General features: G+C 59.9%; 16 protein-coding genes and 1 pseudogene. 10 read left to right on the top strand and 7 right to left on the bottom strand.

Annotated features, from left to right (window positions below; genetic code table 11):
- The first annotated feature begins 45 nt into the window (after positions 1 to 45).
- The 3 genes and pseudogenes from madL to AAEZ06_RS10820 form a co-directional block, all read left to right on the top strand.
- A complete protein-coding gene (gene madL, locus AAEZ06_RS10810; protein ID WP_149412187.1) occupies positions 46 to 438 on the top strand; it encodes a malonate transporter subunit MadL in 393 nt (130 codons plus the stop codon).
- A 5-nt stretch (positions 439 to 443) separates the two neighbouring features.
- Positions 444 to 1,208, top strand: a complete 765-nt coding sequence (madM, locus tag AAEZ06_RS10815) for a malonate transporter subunit MadM (RefSeq protein WP_133102413.1) — start codon at positions 444 to 446, stop codon at positions 1,206 to 1,208.
- 192 nt (positions 1,209 to 1,400) lie between these two features.
- A pseudogene (locus AAEZ06_RS10820) lies at positions 1,401 to 1,598 on the top strand (malonate transporter subunit MadM); the annotation flags it as partial.
- Positions 1,599 to 1,814: 216 nt separating this feature from the next.
- Here the strand turns inward: AAEZ06_RS10820 and AAEZ06_RS10825 are convergent.
- Complete coding sequence (locus AAEZ06_RS10825; protein ID WP_149414418.1) at positions 1,815 to 2,729, bottom strand: LysR family transcriptional regulator; 915 nt, start codon at positions 2,727 to 2,729, stop codon at positions 1,815 to 1,817.
- 161 nt (positions 2,730 to 2,890) lie between these two features.
- On the opposite strand from AAEZ06_RS10825, the gene trhA reads away from it, so the two are divergent.
- A complete protein-coding gene (trhA, locus tag AAEZ06_RS10830) occupies positions 2,891 to 3,508 on the top strand; it encodes a PAQR family membrane homeostasis protein TrhA (RefSeq protein WP_149414419.1) in 618 nt (205 codons plus the stop codon).
- 5 nt (positions 3,509 to 3,513) lie between these two features.
- On the opposite strand, the gene AAEZ06_RS10835 is transcribed toward trhA, so the two are convergent.
- Positions 3,514 to 4,416: a LysR family transcriptional regulator gene (locus tag AAEZ06_RS10835; protein WP_149414420.1), complete on the bottom strand. Its 903-nt coding sequence runs from the start codon at positions 4,414 to 4,416 to the stop codon at positions 3,514 to 3,516.
- A 62-nt stretch (positions 4,417 to 4,478) separates the two neighbouring features.
- Here AAEZ06_RS10835 and AAEZ06_RS10840 point away from each other — a divergent pair, with 62 nt between their 5' ends.
- From AAEZ06_RS10840 to AAEZ06_RS10850, 3 genes are read left to right on the top strand one after another with little or no spacing between them, the layout of a single operon-like run.
- Entirely contained in the window at positions 4,479 to 5,765 is a 1,287-nt protein-coding gene (locus AAEZ06_RS10840) for a D-amino acid dehydrogenase (RefSeq protein ID WP_350614403.1), read from the top strand.
- Positions 5,766 to 5,775: 10 nt separating this feature from the next.
- Positions 5,776 to 6,129, top strand: coding sequence for a RidA family protein (locus AAEZ06_RS10845; RefSeq protein WP_149414421.1), 354 nt, complete (start codon positions 5,776 to 5,778; stop codon positions 6,127 to 6,129).
- Positions 6,130 to 6,165: 36 nt separating this feature from the next.
- Complete coding sequence (locus AAEZ06_RS10850; RefSeq protein WP_350614233.1) at positions 6,166 to 7,068, top strand: transporter substrate-binding domain-containing protein; 903 nt, start codon at positions 6,166 to 6,168, stop codon at positions 7,066 to 7,068.
- A gap of 85 nt (positions 7,069 to 7,153) precedes the next feature.
- On the opposite strand, the gene AAEZ06_RS10855 is transcribed toward AAEZ06_RS10850, so the two are convergent.
- Positions 7,154 to 7,873 carry a 16S rRNA (uracil(1498)-N(3))-methyltransferase gene (locus AAEZ06_RS10855; RefSeq protein ID WP_149414423.1) on the bottom strand — a complete coding sequence of 240 codons (720 nt, stop codon included), beginning with the start codon at positions 7,871 to 7,873 and terminating at the stop codon, positions 7,154 to 7,156.
- A gap of 69 nt (positions 7,874 to 7,942) precedes the next feature.
- Entirely contained in the window at positions 7,943 to 9,349 is a 1,407-nt protein-coding gene (locus AAEZ06_RS10860) for an adenosylmethionine--8-amino-7-oxononanoate transaminase (protein WP_149414424.1), read from the bottom strand.
- A 282-nt stretch (positions 9,350 to 9,631) separates the two neighbouring features.
- On the opposite strand from AAEZ06_RS10860, the gene AAEZ06_RS10865 reads away from it, so the two are divergent.
- Both AAEZ06_RS10865 and AAEZ06_RS10870 read left to right on the top strand, forming a co-directional pair.
- Entirely contained in the window at positions 9,632 to 10,183 is a 552-nt protein-coding gene (locus AAEZ06_RS10865) for a cytochrome b (protein ID WP_149414425.1), read from the top strand.
- A 32-nt stretch (positions 10,184 to 10,215) separates the two neighbouring features.
- The gene (locus tag AAEZ06_RS10870) at positions 10,216 to 10,812 is read left to right on the top strand and encodes a YceI family protein (protein WP_149414426.1); all 597 of its coding nucleotides are present in this window, start codon (positions 10,216 to 10,218) and stop codon (positions 10,810 to 10,812) included.
- 224 nt (positions 10,813 to 11,036) lie between these two features.
- Here the strand turns inward: AAEZ06_RS10870 and AAEZ06_RS10875 are convergent, their stop codons facing one another.
- Together AAEZ06_RS10875 and AAEZ06_RS10880 are read right to left on the bottom strand one after the other, a co-directional pair.
- The gene (locus AAEZ06_RS10875; RefSeq protein ID WP_306108720.1) at positions 11,037 to 11,591 is read right to left on the bottom strand and encodes a LysR substrate-binding domain-containing protein; all 555 of its coding nucleotides are present in this window, start codon (positions 11,589 to 11,591) and stop codon (positions 11,037 to 11,039) included.
- The gene (locus AAEZ06_RS10880; protein ID WP_306108719.1) at positions 11,578 to 11,763 is read right to left on the bottom strand and encodes a LysR family transcriptional regulator; all 186 of its coding nucleotides are present in this window, start codon (positions 11,761 to 11,763) and stop codon (positions 11,578 to 11,580) included. Before AAEZ06_RS10880 ends, AAEZ06_RS10875 begins: the two co-directional genes overlap by 14 nt.
- 125 nt (positions 11,764 to 11,888) lie before the next feature.
- Between AAEZ06_RS10880 and AAEZ06_RS10885 the strand changes: the two genes are divergently transcribed.
- Positions 11,889 to 12,263: a nuclear transport factor 2 family protein gene (locus AAEZ06_RS10885; RefSeq protein WP_149414427.1), complete on the top strand. Its 375-nt coding sequence runs from the start codon at positions 11,889 to 11,891 to the stop codon at positions 12,261 to 12,263.
- 64 nt (positions 12,264 to 12,327) lie between these two features.
- On the opposite strand, the gene rhlE2 is transcribed toward AAEZ06_RS10885, so the two are convergent.
- Positions 12,328 to 14,217, bottom strand: a complete 1,890-nt coding sequence (rhlE2, locus tag AAEZ06_RS10890; RefSeq protein ID WP_149414428.1) for an RNA helicase RhlE2 — start codon at positions 14,215 to 14,217, stop codon at positions 12,328 to 12,330.
- Positions 14,218 to 14,299 lie beyond the last annotated feature (82 nt).

Genomic DNA, 14,299 nt, shown 5'->3' on the forward strand with positions numbered 1-14,299 from the left:
GCACAAAAACAACAATTTCGATGAAGCACTTTGAGGACAACCAGCATGATTATTTACGGTGTGGCGTTTTTGGCGCTGTGTACCCTGGCGGGCCTGTTTGTCGGCGAGCTGCTGGGGAAATGGATGGGCATCCCGGCCAACGTCGGCGGGGTGGGGATTGCCATGTTGCTGTTGATCGGCCTGGGCAGCTATCTGGGCAAGCGCGGCTTGTTTACCGGCAAGTCGGAACAGGGCGTGAGCTTCTGGGCGGCGGTTTATATTCCGATTGTGGTGGCCATGGCTGCCCAGCAAAACGTCTACGGCGCCATCAGTGGCGGCCCCATGGCCATTCTTGCCGGAACCGCTGCCGTGGTCGTGGCCTTTGCCCTGGTACCGGTGCTGGTACGTATCGGCAACCGTGAGCCGAGTGCGGTTGTCCCCACCAAAGAAGCCGGGTGATTGCCATGTATGAATCCATGATGAAAGTGATCACCGGCTACGGCCTGATCAGCGGCTTTGCGGTGATTGGTTTGACGATGTGGGTCTCCTACTGGATCTCCGACACCTTCACCAAGGGCCGTCTGCATGGCTCGGCCATCGCCATTTTGCTGGGGTTAGTCCTGTCCTATGTCGGCGGTGCCTTTACTGGTGGCTCAAAAGGCGTGGTGGATATCCCGTTGCTCTCGGGCATCGGCCTGCTGGGCGGGGCGATGCTGCGGGACTTTGCCATCGTCGCCACGGCGTTTGGCGTCAGTGTCGATGAACTCAAGCGGGCAGGGTACGTCGGTGTGTTGGCGCTGTTTGTCGGCGTTGGCTCATCGTTTATCGCCGGGGTGGGGGTGGCCATGGCGTTTGGGTACACCGATGCAGTAAGCCTGACCACCATCGGTGCTGGCGCCGTGACCTATATCGTTGGGCCGGTGACCGGTGCGGCGATTGGTGCCAGTTCCGAGGTTATGGCGTTGTCCATTGCCGCCGGGTTGATCAAGGCCATTCTGGTGATGGTGATGACGCCGTTTGTAGCTCCCCTGATTGGCCTTAACAGTCCGCGCAGCGCGGTGATCTTCGGCGGGTTGATGGGCACCTCCAGCGGTGTGGCCGGCGGGTTGGCGGCGACCGATCCGAAGCTGGTGCCTTACGGTTGCCTGACAGCGGCTTTTTATACGGCGCTGGGGTGTTTGCTGGGGCCGTCGTTGCTGTTTCTGATCATGCGCGGGTTGGTGGGCTAAAGCCCTGACTGCTGTGATATGAGCGCGACTTGTTGTGGAAAACCCCCTTGTTGTGGCGAGCGGGCTTGCCCGCGTTGGGCCGCGAAGCGGCCCTAAAACCAATCACTGCGGTCTTTCTGATAAATCATAGCGACCGGCCAGGAAGTGCTCCGCACTCCAACGCGGGCAAGCCCGCTCGCCACAATAAGCCTGATTGGCCTTAACAGTCCGCGCAGCGCGGTGATCTTCGGCGGGCTGATGGGCACCTCCAGCGGTGTGGCCGGCGGGTTGGCGGCGACCGATCCGAAGCTGGTGCCTTACGGTTGCCTGACGGCGGCGTTTTATACGGCGCTGGGGTGTTTGCTGGGGCCGTCGTTGCTGTTTTTGATCATGCGCGGGTTGGTGGGCTAAAGCCCTGACTGCTGTGATATGAGCACGACGTGTTGTGGCGAGCCTCCTTGTTGTGGCGAGCGGGCTTGCCCGCGTTGGGCCGCGAAGCGGCCCTAAAACCAATCACTGCGGTCTTTCTGATAAATCATAGCGACCGGCCAGGGAGTGCTCCGCACTCCAACGCGGGCAAGCCCGCTCGCCACAATAAGCCCGCTCGCCACAACGGCCCGTGGGGTGTCAGGTCTGCCGATTGGCATACATCCGACACTCTGCCAGCAGCGCTAGCAAGTTCGGGTCGCGTTCCTTGGCCTTCAAGAACATCACGCCGATGCGCTGCTGTAACCGATAGCGCGGCTGCAACGGAATCAGCTTCACCCGATTCTCATACACCGCCGCAATCCTCCCCGGCAGTAGCGCATACCCCACCCCTGAACTGACCATGCTCAGCAGCGTGAAGATGTCGTTGACCTGCATCGCCACCTTGGGCTCGAAGCCAGCCTGCTTGAACACCCGATTGCCATCCTGGTGAGTGGCGAAGCCTTGGGTCAGGGTGATGAAGGTGGCGTCGCGCACATCGGCCAGGTCGATTTCCTGTTCGCGGTCCAAGGGCGAATCGGCAGGCGTGGCGAGGAATATGTCATCGGAAAACAACGCGATTTGCTCACAGTCCGAGTCGCAGGCGTTGTCGTCCAGGGAGATCAGGATCGCGTCCACTTCCATGTTCTTGAGCTTGTACAGCAGGTCGAAATTGGAGCCCAGGATCAGGTCGATATTCAGCTCGCTGCGGCGGATTTTCAGGCCCATGATCAGCTGCGGCACGGTCTTCACCGTCAGGGAATACAGGGAACCCAGCTTGAAACGCTCGGCGGAGAACCCGGCGGCTTCGCGGGTCAGGCGTACGCTGTCGACCACGTCCTGGATCAGCTTTTGTGCGCGTTCCTCCAGCACATAGGCGCTTTCCAGCGGTGTGAGGTTGCGACCTTCATGCTTGAACAGCGGGCAGCGCAGGGCGTTTTCCAGGGAGTGGATCGCCCGGTGCACGCTAACGTTGCTGGTCTGCAACTCGGCCGCCGCCCGGGCCAGGTTGCCGGTGCGCATGAACGCCAGGAAGATTTCCAGTTTTTTGAGGGTGAGTTCTTCGTCGATCAGCATGGCCGTGACTCTTGTTCGAATGCGCTCGATTGTGCCCCTAAAACATGCGCGCTCCCAGGCATGTAGCGCAGCTTGAGGCGCGGACGTCAGAACGGCCTTGCACTATCACTCGCCAGGCATGAGCCTTGTTGGCAACACAGGCTATTGGAGGTCAGTGACACATGTATCACGGGGAACGATTTAACGCCTGGAGCCATTTGCTTGGGGCGGTCGCGGCCTTTGTTGGCGCGGTTTGGATGTTGGTGGTTGCAAGTCTCGATGGCAGCCCCTGGAAGATTGTCAGCGTGGCGATTTATGGTTTCACGCTGTTGGTGCTGTACAGCGCGTCAACGGTTTATCACAGCGTGCGTGGGCGCAAAAAAGAGATCATGCAGAAGGTCGATCACTTTTCGATCTACCTGCTGATCGCCGGCAGCTACACGCCGTTTTGCCTGGTGACCCTGCGCGGGCCGTGGGGCTGGACGCTGTTCGGGATTGTCTGGGGGCTGGCAGTGATTGGCATCCTGCAAGAGATCAAACCACGCTCGGAGGCGCGGATTCTGTCGATCGTGATCTATGCGGTGATGGGCTGGATTGTGCTGGTGGCGGTCAAACCGCTGATTGCGGCGTTGGGCACGGCGGGGTTTATCTGGCTGGCGTCGGGCGGGGTGTTGTACACCGTGGGTATTATTTTCTTTGCTCTGGAGCACCGTCTGCGGCACTCCCATGGGATCTGGCATTTGTTCGTGATTGGCGGGAGTTTGCTGCATTTCGTGGCAATCATGCGCTATGTACTGTGACGCTCCTACAGGCGGTCGAGTTGTTCCTGGGCCCGGTTGCTGAAAATCTCCAGTAGGCTCGCCAGCATATGTGGCGGCGGTTCATCGGCGCGGGTCAGGGCATACAAGGTGATCGGCAGTGGTGGTGCCAGCGGACGGATGCAGGTGGTGGACGTTGACGCACCCAGGGCCGTAAACGGATCAATCACCGCCAGCCCTGCACCGGACTCGACCATGGCCCTGGCCAGGGAGTAAGTCTGCACTGCGATGCTTACACGCGGTGGCGGGTCGACGGCTTCCAGGTAACTGTCGAGTTTCGCCGACAATGGGTCGGCGCTGGACAGGCCAATCAACGGCGCATCGGCCAACGCCATCAGTGGCAAGGGTTTCCCATGTTCTGCCTCGGGCCAGTAACCTCGCGGCGCCAGGGCGACCAGCACGCCATGGGCCAACGCCTGGGCCTTCAACCCTGGGTGATCGGGAGACTTGAGCGTCAGCGCCACATCCATCTCGCGCATCAACAGGTTCTGCACCAGCTCGCGGCTGTGGGCGCTGGACAGTTCGCAGGCGATGTCCGGGTAGCGCTGAGTCCACTCGCGAATGGCCGGCGGCAGCAGCGATAACGCCAGGGCTGGTGTGGCGCCGATGCGCAGGCTTTGACCCGGCTCGCGGCGCAGGTTCTGCGCCAGGCGCCGCACGCCTTGCAGGCTTTCGGTGACCTTGTCGACTTCCCGCTCAAGGGCCAGCGCCTCGGGCGTGGGCAGCAGTTTGCCGCGTATGCGCAAAAACAGCGGGAAGCCCAGTTGCAACTCGGCGTGCTGCAACACTTTGCTCACCGCCGGTTGCGAGACGTGCAGCAACTGCGCGGCGGCGCTGACGGAGCCGGTCTGGCGGATCGCCTGGAAGATTTCGATATGACGCAAGCGCATGGTAAGTCCATAACCTTTGTTTATGGGTGCCCCATCTTTATTCATTGTCCGGCGTCTGTCACCTGGCCCTAACCTTCAGCTCTGACAATCAACGGCTAAGGACTGACATGGCTCAGCAGGTTTGCATCATCGGCGGTGGGGTCATCGGCCTGGCGAGCGCTTACGCCCTGGTACGCGCCGGAATGGACGTGACGGTGGTCGAGGCGCGGGAAACCCTGGGCAGCGAAACCAGCTTTGCCAACGGCGGCCAACTGTCCTATCGCTATGTCGCACCGCTGGCCGATAAAGGGGTGCCGCTGCAAGCCATCGGCTGGATGCTGCGTGGTGACTCGCCATTGAAGTTGCGCCCGCGCCTGGACCCAGCGCAATGGCGCTGGATGGCGTCCTTTCTCGGCGCCTGTCGCGCCTCGGTCAACAAGCGCAATGCCGGGCATTTGTTACGCCTGGCGTCTTTGAGTCAGAGCACCTTGCAGCAGTGGCGTGACGAAGACGGCCTGGACGGCTTCGACTGGCGGCGCAACGGCAAGCTGGTGACGTTTCGCAGCCACAATACGTTTGAGCATGCGCGGGGCAAAGTGACCGATCGCCTGCAACAACAAGTGTTGTCGGCGGCTGATTGTGCGCGGCTGGAGCCGACCCTGGGCGCTGGGAATTTTGTTGGTGGGATCTACACGCCCAACGAAGAAGTGGCGGACTGTCATGGCTTCTGCCAGCAACTGGCAGCGCGCCTTCAAGCTTCGGGGCGTTGCACGTTCATGCTGGGCCGTAAAGTCACCGGCATTCGTCACGCGGATGGCGCCGTGCAGGCGATCGAGATGGGCGGCGAGGTGCTGGCGGTCGAACACTTGGTGCTGGCGGCGGGTCATCGCAGCCCCGAGCTGGCTCTGCCTGGCGTGTCGTTGCCGCTGTATCCACTCAAGGGCTACAGCCTGAGCGTGCCGATTGGCGAACAGCATCAAGCGCCGAATATCAGCATCACCGATTACGACCGCAAAATCGTCTACGCCCGTATCGGCGAGCAACTGCGGGTGGCGGCGATGGTGGATATCGTAGGCTTCGACACCCGTATTGAACCCAAGCGTCTGGCGCTGATCAAGCGCCAGGCCTGTGAAACGTTCCCGCTGGCCGGTGATTACACACAGGCCATCGAATGGGCCGGTATGCGTCCGGCCACGCCCAGCGGCGTGCCGCTGATTGGCGCCAGTGCCTATCGCAACCTGTGGCTTAACCTCGGCCATGGTGCCCTGGGGTTTACCCTGGCCTGTGGCAGCGGCCAATTGCTCGCCGAATTGATCGGCCAACACACGACTTCCATTGATATGCAGGGCCTCGCTCCCCGCGCCGCCTGAGGATGCACCGATGAGCATCACCCGAATCAACAGCAACAGTCGTCTGTCCGGCGCAGTGACCTTTCAGGGCCTGGTGTTTTTGTCCGGCCAGGTGCCCGGCGAGGGCCAGGATGTGACGACGCAAACCCAGGAAGTCCTGGCCAAGATAGATGCGCTGCTGCGCGACGCTGGCAGCGACAAGGATCATCTACTCAACGCAACCATTTACCTGAAGAATATCCAGGACGGTTTTGCGCCGATGAATGACGTCTGGTCAGCCTGGCTGTCGCCCGGCCAGGCGCCAACCCGCACCACCCTGCAAGCGGAGCTGGCACGTCCTGACGTGCTGGTAGAAATCAGCGTCATCGCTGCTCGCCGCCCTTAACGATCTGCATAACAAGAAAACCAACGGAGAATAACAATGCAAAAAATCACGTTGATCGGCTGCACCCTGGGGCTGTTGCTTGGGGCTCAGGCCCACGCCACTGAAGCACCCTTGCAAGGCACGTTGAGCAAGATCGCCAACGCCAAGAGCATCACCCTGGGTTATCGCGATGCCTCGGTGCCGTTTTCCTACGTCGGTGATCACACCGGTAAACCCATGGGCTACTCGGTGGATCTGGCGAGCAAGATTGTCGAGCGCATTCAACAGAAAACCGGCGTGCCGAAACTCAATGTTAAGTACAACCTGGTGACGTCCCAGACCCGCATCGCGTTGGTGCAGAACGGCACCGTGGACCTGGAGTGTGGCTCTACCGGCGTGACCGCCGAGCGGCAAAAGCAGGTGGCGTTTTCCTACGGTTTTATCTACGTGAAGGGTCAGTTGCTGACCTCCAGGGACAGCGGCATCAACAGCTTCGCTGACCTCAAAGGCAAGAACGTAGTGACCACCGCGGGAACCACCAACGAGCGCTTTATCAAGAGCTACAACGCCGACCACAAGCTGAACATATCGGTGATCAGCGCCAAGGACCACGGCGAAGCGTTCCAGATGCTGCAGTCGGGCCGGGCAGTGGCGTTCTACATGGACGACGCCTTGCTCTACGGCGAGCGCGCCAAGGCCAAGGACCCCCATAAGTGGGTAGTGGTGGGTGAGGAACAGTCGCGGGAAATCTACAGCTGCATGGTGCGCAAGGACGATCCGCAGTTTCTCGCGGTGGTCAACGAGACGTTGGCGGGTCTGTACAGCTCGGGGGAGATCAACGGGATTTACCAGCGCTGGTTTGAACAGCCAATCCCGCCCAAGGGCTTAAACCTGGAGTTTCCGATGACCAGCGAATTGAAGGCGATTATTGCCAAGCCGGTGAGTGACCCGGTGGAGTGATGAAGTGGTAGCCCGGTCAAAATGTGGGAGCAGGCAAGCCAGCTTCCACATTTGATTGGGTTTTCATGGGGTGAGTTGCGTTGGTTTAGAAATCGCCCCACAGCTGCTGGGCCACCGCCAGCGCCACGACTGGCGCTGTTTCGGTGCGCAGTACTCGCGGCCCCAGTCGCGCCGAGTGGAATCCGGCATTCTGCGCGGTGTCCACTTCCCCATCGGTCAAACCGCCCTCTGGCCCGATCAGAAACGCCAGGCTTGCAGGCTTGGCATGGCTGACTAATGGTTCGGCCACCGGGTGCAAGACCAGTTTCAAGTCCGCCTCGGTCTGCTTCAGCCAATCCGCCAGCAACAGCGGTGGATGAATCACCGGCACCCGCGAACGACCGCACTGCTCGCACGCACTGCTCGCCACTTGGCGCCAGTGCTGAAGGCGCTTGTCGGCCCGTTCGTCCTTGAGGCGTACTTCGCAGCGCTCGCTGAAAATAGGGGTGATTTCGTTGACCCCCAGCTCAGTGGCTTTCTGGATCGCCCAGTCCATCCGTTCGCCACGGGACAAGCCCTGGCCGAGGTGGATCTGTAACGGTGATTCGACCTGCCCGGCGAAGGCTTCGGTCAGTTGCACCACCACGCGTTTTTTACCGACTTCCAGCAACGTGCCGAGAAACTCCTGGCCGGAGCCGTCGAACAACTGCACGGGATCGCTTTCGTTCATGCGCAACACGCGGCTGATGTAATGCGCCTGGGCTTCGGGCAACTCGTGGTCGCCAATGCTCAGGGGGGCGTCGATAAAAAAGCGGGACAGTCTCATTTCTGTTCTCTGGAAATAGTGTGCAGGGCAGACGCGGAGCGTGGGAGCGATCAACAAGGGGGTGGGCAATCAGCCTGGATCACGAAACCCTGGGTGAAAGTCCTTGGGCACTGCCACGCTGACTTTACTGTTGGTGGCAATATCAATGCCTTCACTGGCCACTTCTGCGAGGAAGTCGATCTGCTCCGGGGTAATCACATAAGGCGGCAAGAAATACACCACGCTGCCTAACGGGCGCAGCAACGCACCGCGCTCAAGAGCATGTTCGAAGACCTTGAGCCCACGGCGTTCCTGCCACGGGTAGGCGGTCTTGGTGGCCTTGTCCTGGACCATCTCGATGGCCAGGACCATGCCGGTCTGACGCACTTCCGAGACGTGGGGATGATCCACCAGGTGCGCGGTGGCCGTGGTCATGCGCTGGGCCAGGGCCTTGTTGTTCTCGATGACGTTGTCTTCTTCGAAAATATCCAGGGTCGCCAGCGCCGCCGCACACGCCAGAGGATTGCCGGTGTAGCTGTGGGAATGCAGGAAGGCACGCAGAGTCGGGTAGTCGTCGTAGAAGGCGCTGTAGACATCCTCTGTAGTGACCACGGCCGCCAGCGGCAAATAACCGCCGGTCAGGGCCTTGGACAGGCAGAGGAAGTCCGGGCGGATGCCGGCCTGTTCACAGGCGAACATAGTGCCGGTGCGTCCGAAGCCGACGGCAATTTCGTCGTGGATCAGGTGTACGCCGTAGCGGTCGCAAGCGTCGCGCAGCAACTGGAGGTACACCGGGTGGTACATGCGCATGCCACCGGCGCCCTGGATCAGCGGTTCGACGATCACGGCGGCGACGCTGTCATGGTTCTCGGCCAGGGTTTGTTCCATGGCCAGGAACATGTTGCGTGAGTGTTCTTCCCAGCTCATGCCCTCGGGGCGCAGGTAGCAGTCCGGGCTCGGCACCTTGATGGTGTCCAGCAGCAGGGCCTTGTAGGTTTCGGTGAACAGCGGCACATCGCCCACCGACATCGCCGCGATGGTTTCACCGTGGTAACTGTTGGTCAGGGTGACGAAGCGCTTCTTGGCAGGCTGGCCACGGTTGAGCCAGTAGTGAAAGCTCATCTTCAGCGCGACTTCTATGCACGACGAACCATTGTCGGCGTAGAAGCAACGGGTCAGGCCTTCGGGCGTCATCTTCACCAGGCGCTCGGACAGCTCGATCACTGGCTGGTGGCTGAAACCGGCGAGGATCACATGCTCCAGCTGATCCACCTGATCCTTGATGCGCTGGTTGATGCGTGGGTTGGCGTGGCCGAACACGTTGACCCACCAGGAACTGACGGCGTCCAGGTAGCGCTTGCCTTCGAAGTCTTCCAGCCACACGCCTTCACCGCGCTTGATGGGAATCAGCGGAAGTTGCTGATGGTCTTTCATCTGGGTGCAGGGATGCCACAGCACCGCAAGATCGCGTTGCATCCACTGGTTATTCAATCCCATCTTCAGTCTCCTCGAAGCGGCTCGCGACGTGCGCGGGCGAAACAATCGCGCAAGCCTATGCAATGCCGGGCAGTGTCACAACCCATTGCGTGCTTTGAAAATCGAATTGGTGCCTGTAGCAGGACGGTCTGTCACGTTTCTTCTGAATAATCCTTAATCCCCGGTTAATTTATTGTTCCTACGCTTAACATCATATTTCTCGATATTTCAAAGCGAAATTTTCCGCTTTAATTCGATAGGTAAAACGCTAGTCTTGGGCGCAGCTCTTACGGGATTTGGGTAATGCAACTACGAAATTCATCGGCCCGCTACGGCTGGGTCAGTATTGTTATCCACTGGGGCGTGGCCTTGGTGGTGTTCGGTCTGTTCGCTCTTGGGCTGTGGATGGTCGGTCTTGACTACTACAGCATGTGGCGCAAAGACGCGCCGGACCTGCACAAGAGCATCGGCATCACGTTGTTCGCCATCATGCTGTTGCGGGTGATGTGGCGCTTTATCAGCCCCCCGCCGCCGTCACTGGCCAGCTACAGCCGCTTGACCCGCTTGGGTGCCAGGTTTGGTCATGCCTTCCTTTATCTCGGGCTGTTTGCCGTGATGATTGCCGGTTACCTGATTTCCACCGCAGACGGTGTCGGGATTCCGGTGTTTGGCCTGTTTGAAATTCCTGCGCTGGTTTCCGGTCTACCGGACCAGGCAGACGTAGCCGGCTTGGTGCATTTTTACCTGGCCTGGGTACTGGTTGTGTTCGCTGGCCTGCATGGTGTGGCTGCACTGAAACACCACTTTATTGATCGTGATGCGACCCTGGTTCGTATGCTGGGGCGCAAAGCCTGATGTTCAACCTCGACTCACAAGGAATATAAAGCATGTTGAAAAAGACTCTCGCTGCTCTGGCAATCGGTTCTGCTTTGCTGTCTGCCGGTCAGGTGATGGCGGCTGATTATGTGGTCGACAAGGAAGGCCAGCACGCCTTCGTCGATTTCAAGATCAGCCACTTGGGCTACAGCTACATCACCGGTACCTTCAAGGATATCGATGGCAAGTTCAGCTTCGACGCTGCGAAGCCTGAAGACAGCAAGATCGAATTTAATGTTCGCACTGCCAGCCTGTTCACTAACCACGCTGAACGTGACAAGCACATCGCCAGTGCCGACTTCCTGAACGTTGGCAAGTTCGCCGACGCCAAGTTCGTCTCCACCAGCGTCAAGTCCACCGGCAAAAATGCTGATGGTAAAGACACGGCTGATGTCGCCGGCGACCTGACTTTGCTGGGTGTGACCAAGCCGATCGTGGTCAAGGCTACTTTCCTGGGTGAAGGCAAGGATCCATGGGGCGGATACCGTGCTGGCTTCGAAGGTACCACCAGCATCAAGCGCTCTGATTTCGGCAAGCAGAAGGATCTGGGCCCGTCCTCCGACGCGGTCGAGTTGTACATCACGTTTGAAGGTGTCAAAGCGAAGTAATTTTTGCTGCGTCAACCCTAAGCGCCGACCTCAGGGTCGGCGTTTTGCTGTCTGTCAGTTGTAAGCTTATAGGCTGCCCTGATACTGCACGACCTGCTCTTTGAGCCACTTAAGCAGTGATGATATTTGCGCCGAACGTTTGCTGCCGTTGGGCCAGACCAGAAAGTAGCGTGATGAATGCACGGGTTCGATATCCGTCAGTTTGACCAACTCCCCGCGCTCTATCAGGGAATGGGCAATCGAACGTCGGGTCTCAGCGCAATGCCGTATCCCAGCCTGACGGCCTCAAGCAGTAGCGTGGAGTCGGTGAACTCTAGTGTGGCGGGAGGGCGTTGCCCCTCGATTCCAGCCGCGCTGAGCCAGACTGGCCAGCTTTCACTGGCATGTAGCAGCGGCTGTTCCAGTACGGCCTGCGGGGTGATTGGCAGCGCGCCGCCGTTGAAGTTTGCAGCGGCGACCACCAGCAATGAGTCCGCCATCAGGGGTTCGCAATGCACGTCGGGCCATTGGCCGTGGCCGAAGCGGATTGCGCAATCTACCAGCCCCTGCTCAAAACTGACGAACTCCATGGTGGAGGCCAGCTTGAGGTGCAAGTCGGGGTGGGCGCACATGAAGCCTTTGAGCCTGGGCAATAGCCAAAAAAGGCCATACGAGGGCAGGACCGACAGCGTCAGTTGTGGATGCTTGGTCTTCGCCAGAAACTTTTCGGTGACCCCAGCAATCTCTCCCAGCGCTTGGCGGATTTGATAGGCGTAGATCTGGACTTCATCGGTCAACACCAATGAACGCCCAGCGCGCGACCAGCGCCACGTCGAGGTATTCCACCAGGGAGCGGATTTGATGGCTGACGGCGCTGTGGGTGACATGCAACTCCAGCGCTGCCAGGTTCACCTTGCCCAATCGGGCGAGTGCTTCGAAAGCACGCAAGGCAGCGAGGGGAGGCAGTTTCAATAGGTGAATTCCGTTCACATAAAGGACGAATAATAGCCGCTATACCCGAGTCCGGTGCCTTGCTGATAATTGGCTGCATGTTACTTATTGAAATGGCACACAGTTAAATCATCAGGGGACCCAGTATGGTTAGTCATGAAATTCAAAGCATGTTGAAAGAGTACTTTGATGTGTTGCAAACCCAAGACTTAAACACGTTCGATCAGGTTTTTCATCCGGGTTGTGTGCTGTATGCCGCTCAGGATGGGCAAGTGACCGTGCGCCCTTTCGCTGAGTATCGCGCCATGGTCCAGGGCCGTAAGTCGCCGCAGGAAGGTGGGTTTGCGCGATTGGACGAAGTGCTGATGATTGATGTGATGTCACCGGAAATGGCCATGGTCAAGGTTCGCCTGCGCCTGTTCGATAACATCATGGTGGATTACTTGAACCTGATGAAAGTGGACGGTCGCTGGACTATTTTTGCCAAGCTTTTTCATAAGGTTGGTACGGCTGTCGATTAATAAGAAAAGTGCCAGATACAAAAACGCCCCGAACCAGTCGGGGCGCTTTTTTACAGCTGAAAACTCAGCGGTTGCGGGTCAGCAGCGCTGGTTTTTCACCACGAGGACGGCCTGGCAGTTGATCCAGCTGCTCAGGTGTCAGGGAGCGATCGCTTTTCGACTCCTTGTGGATGATCTTCGGCGCAGGGCCGCCACGCGGGTTTTGCACAGCCGGTTCCGACGACTGTGGCTGCTCGTCACGAGCTGGCCGGCGGTTGCGTGGCGCCTCTTCGCGACGGGCCTGACCGTCACGGGGAGCACCGTTGCGTGGGCCGTTGCGCTTGGCTGGCGGGGTGCCAGTGGTTGCGCCGTTGCTGCTGCGCGGAGTGCTCTGGCGACCCTGCGGCTGGCCGGTGCGTGGAGCACCAGTTCCTGTGCCTGCACCCTGTGCCGGAGCACCTGGACGACGACCACGGCCCTGGGCTGGTTTGGCCTGGGGCACGTAGTCAGCGCGGTTACCGAAGTTATCCACGTCGTCGTCGAGGAACTCGTCCGGGGCGCGGTCAGCGGCAGCACGTGGTGGTTGGCTCGGCTGGCGCTGTTCGCGGGCCGGGGTGCTTTCACGAGGCTTCTGCTCGCGGGCTGGACGTTCGCCGCGGCTGCTGGCTGCAGGTTTTTCCTTGGCGCCCTTGTCCTTGCCCTTGTCCTTGCGACCACCGCCGCCACCGCCGCCGTTCGGGCCATCGCCCTTCGGACCGCGTGGGTTGTTGCGTGGGTTGCGCACGTCCGGACGCTCGCGCACTTCCGGCTTCTCGGCTTCCACTGCACTGGCATCGAAGCCCATCAGGTTGCCGTCGGCAATTTTCTGCTTGGTCATGCGTTCGATGCTTTTGAGCAGCTTTTCTTCGTCCGGCGCGACCAGGGAAATGGCCTCGCCCGAACGACCGGCACGGCCGGTACGGCCGATACGGTGCACATAGTCTTCGTCGACGTTTGGCAGCTCGAAGTTGACCACGTGGGGCAACTGATCGATGTCCAGGCCGCGCGCGGCGATGTCGGTGGCCACCAGGATGCGCACTTCACCGGCCTTGAAGTCGGCCAGGGCTTTGGTCCGTGCGTTCTGGCTCTTGTTGCCGTGGATGGCGACGGAGGTGAGGCCGTGCTTGTCCAGGTACTCGGCCAGGCGGTTGGCGCCGTGCTTGGTGCGGGTGAACACCAGGACCTGTTCCCAGGCGCCGGCGGTGATCAAGTGGGCCAGCAGCGCACGCTTGTGGCTTGCGGCCAGGCGGAACACCCGTTGCTCGATACGCTCGACGGTGGTGTTCGGCGGCGTGACTTCGATGCGCTCGGGGTTGTGCAGCAGCTTGCCGGCCAAGGACGTGATGTCATTGGAGAAGGTCGCCGAGAACAGCAGGTTCTGGCGTTTGGCTGGCAGGCGGGCGAGGACTTTCTTCACGTCATGGACAAAGCCCATGTCGAGCATGCGGTCGGCTTCGTCCAGCACGAGGATTTCCACGTGGGACAGGTCGACGCTGCCTTGGCCGCACAGGTCGAGCAAGCGACCTGGGCAGGCAACCAGTACGTCGACACCACGGGCCATGGCCTGAACCTGTGGGTTCATGCCGACGCCGCCGAAGATGCAGGCGCTGACGAACTTCAAGTCGCGGGCATAGAGCTTGAAGCTCTCGTGCACTTGGGCTGCGAGTTCGCGGGTAGGGGTCAGGACCAATACGCGCGGTTGGCGCGGGCCGTGACGCTGGGATTTGTCCGGGTGACCATTGGGAAACAGCCGTTCCAGAATCGGAAGGGCGAAGCCGCCGGTTTTACCAGTACCTGTCTGTGCCGCAACCATTAGGTCGCGACCTTGCAACACGGCGGGAATGGCCCGCTGTTGCACCGGAGTAGGCTCGGTATAGCCCGCTGCCTCGATGGCACGGACTAAAGCCTCGGAGAGACCGAGGGAAGCAAAGGACATGAGTAATCCTGTTTTAGTTAGGGCTTGGCCCAGAGGGATAGTCTTGCCTGGCGCGAATGGCGTTTAGATGAACGCAATCCCG

Source organism: Pseudomonas sp. HY7a-MNA-CIBAN-0227 (assembly GCF_040310325.1).
In the GTDB taxonomy this organism is placed as follows: domain Bacteria; phylum Pseudomonadota; class Gammaproteobacteria; order Pseudomonadales; family Pseudomonadaceae; genus Aquipseudomonas.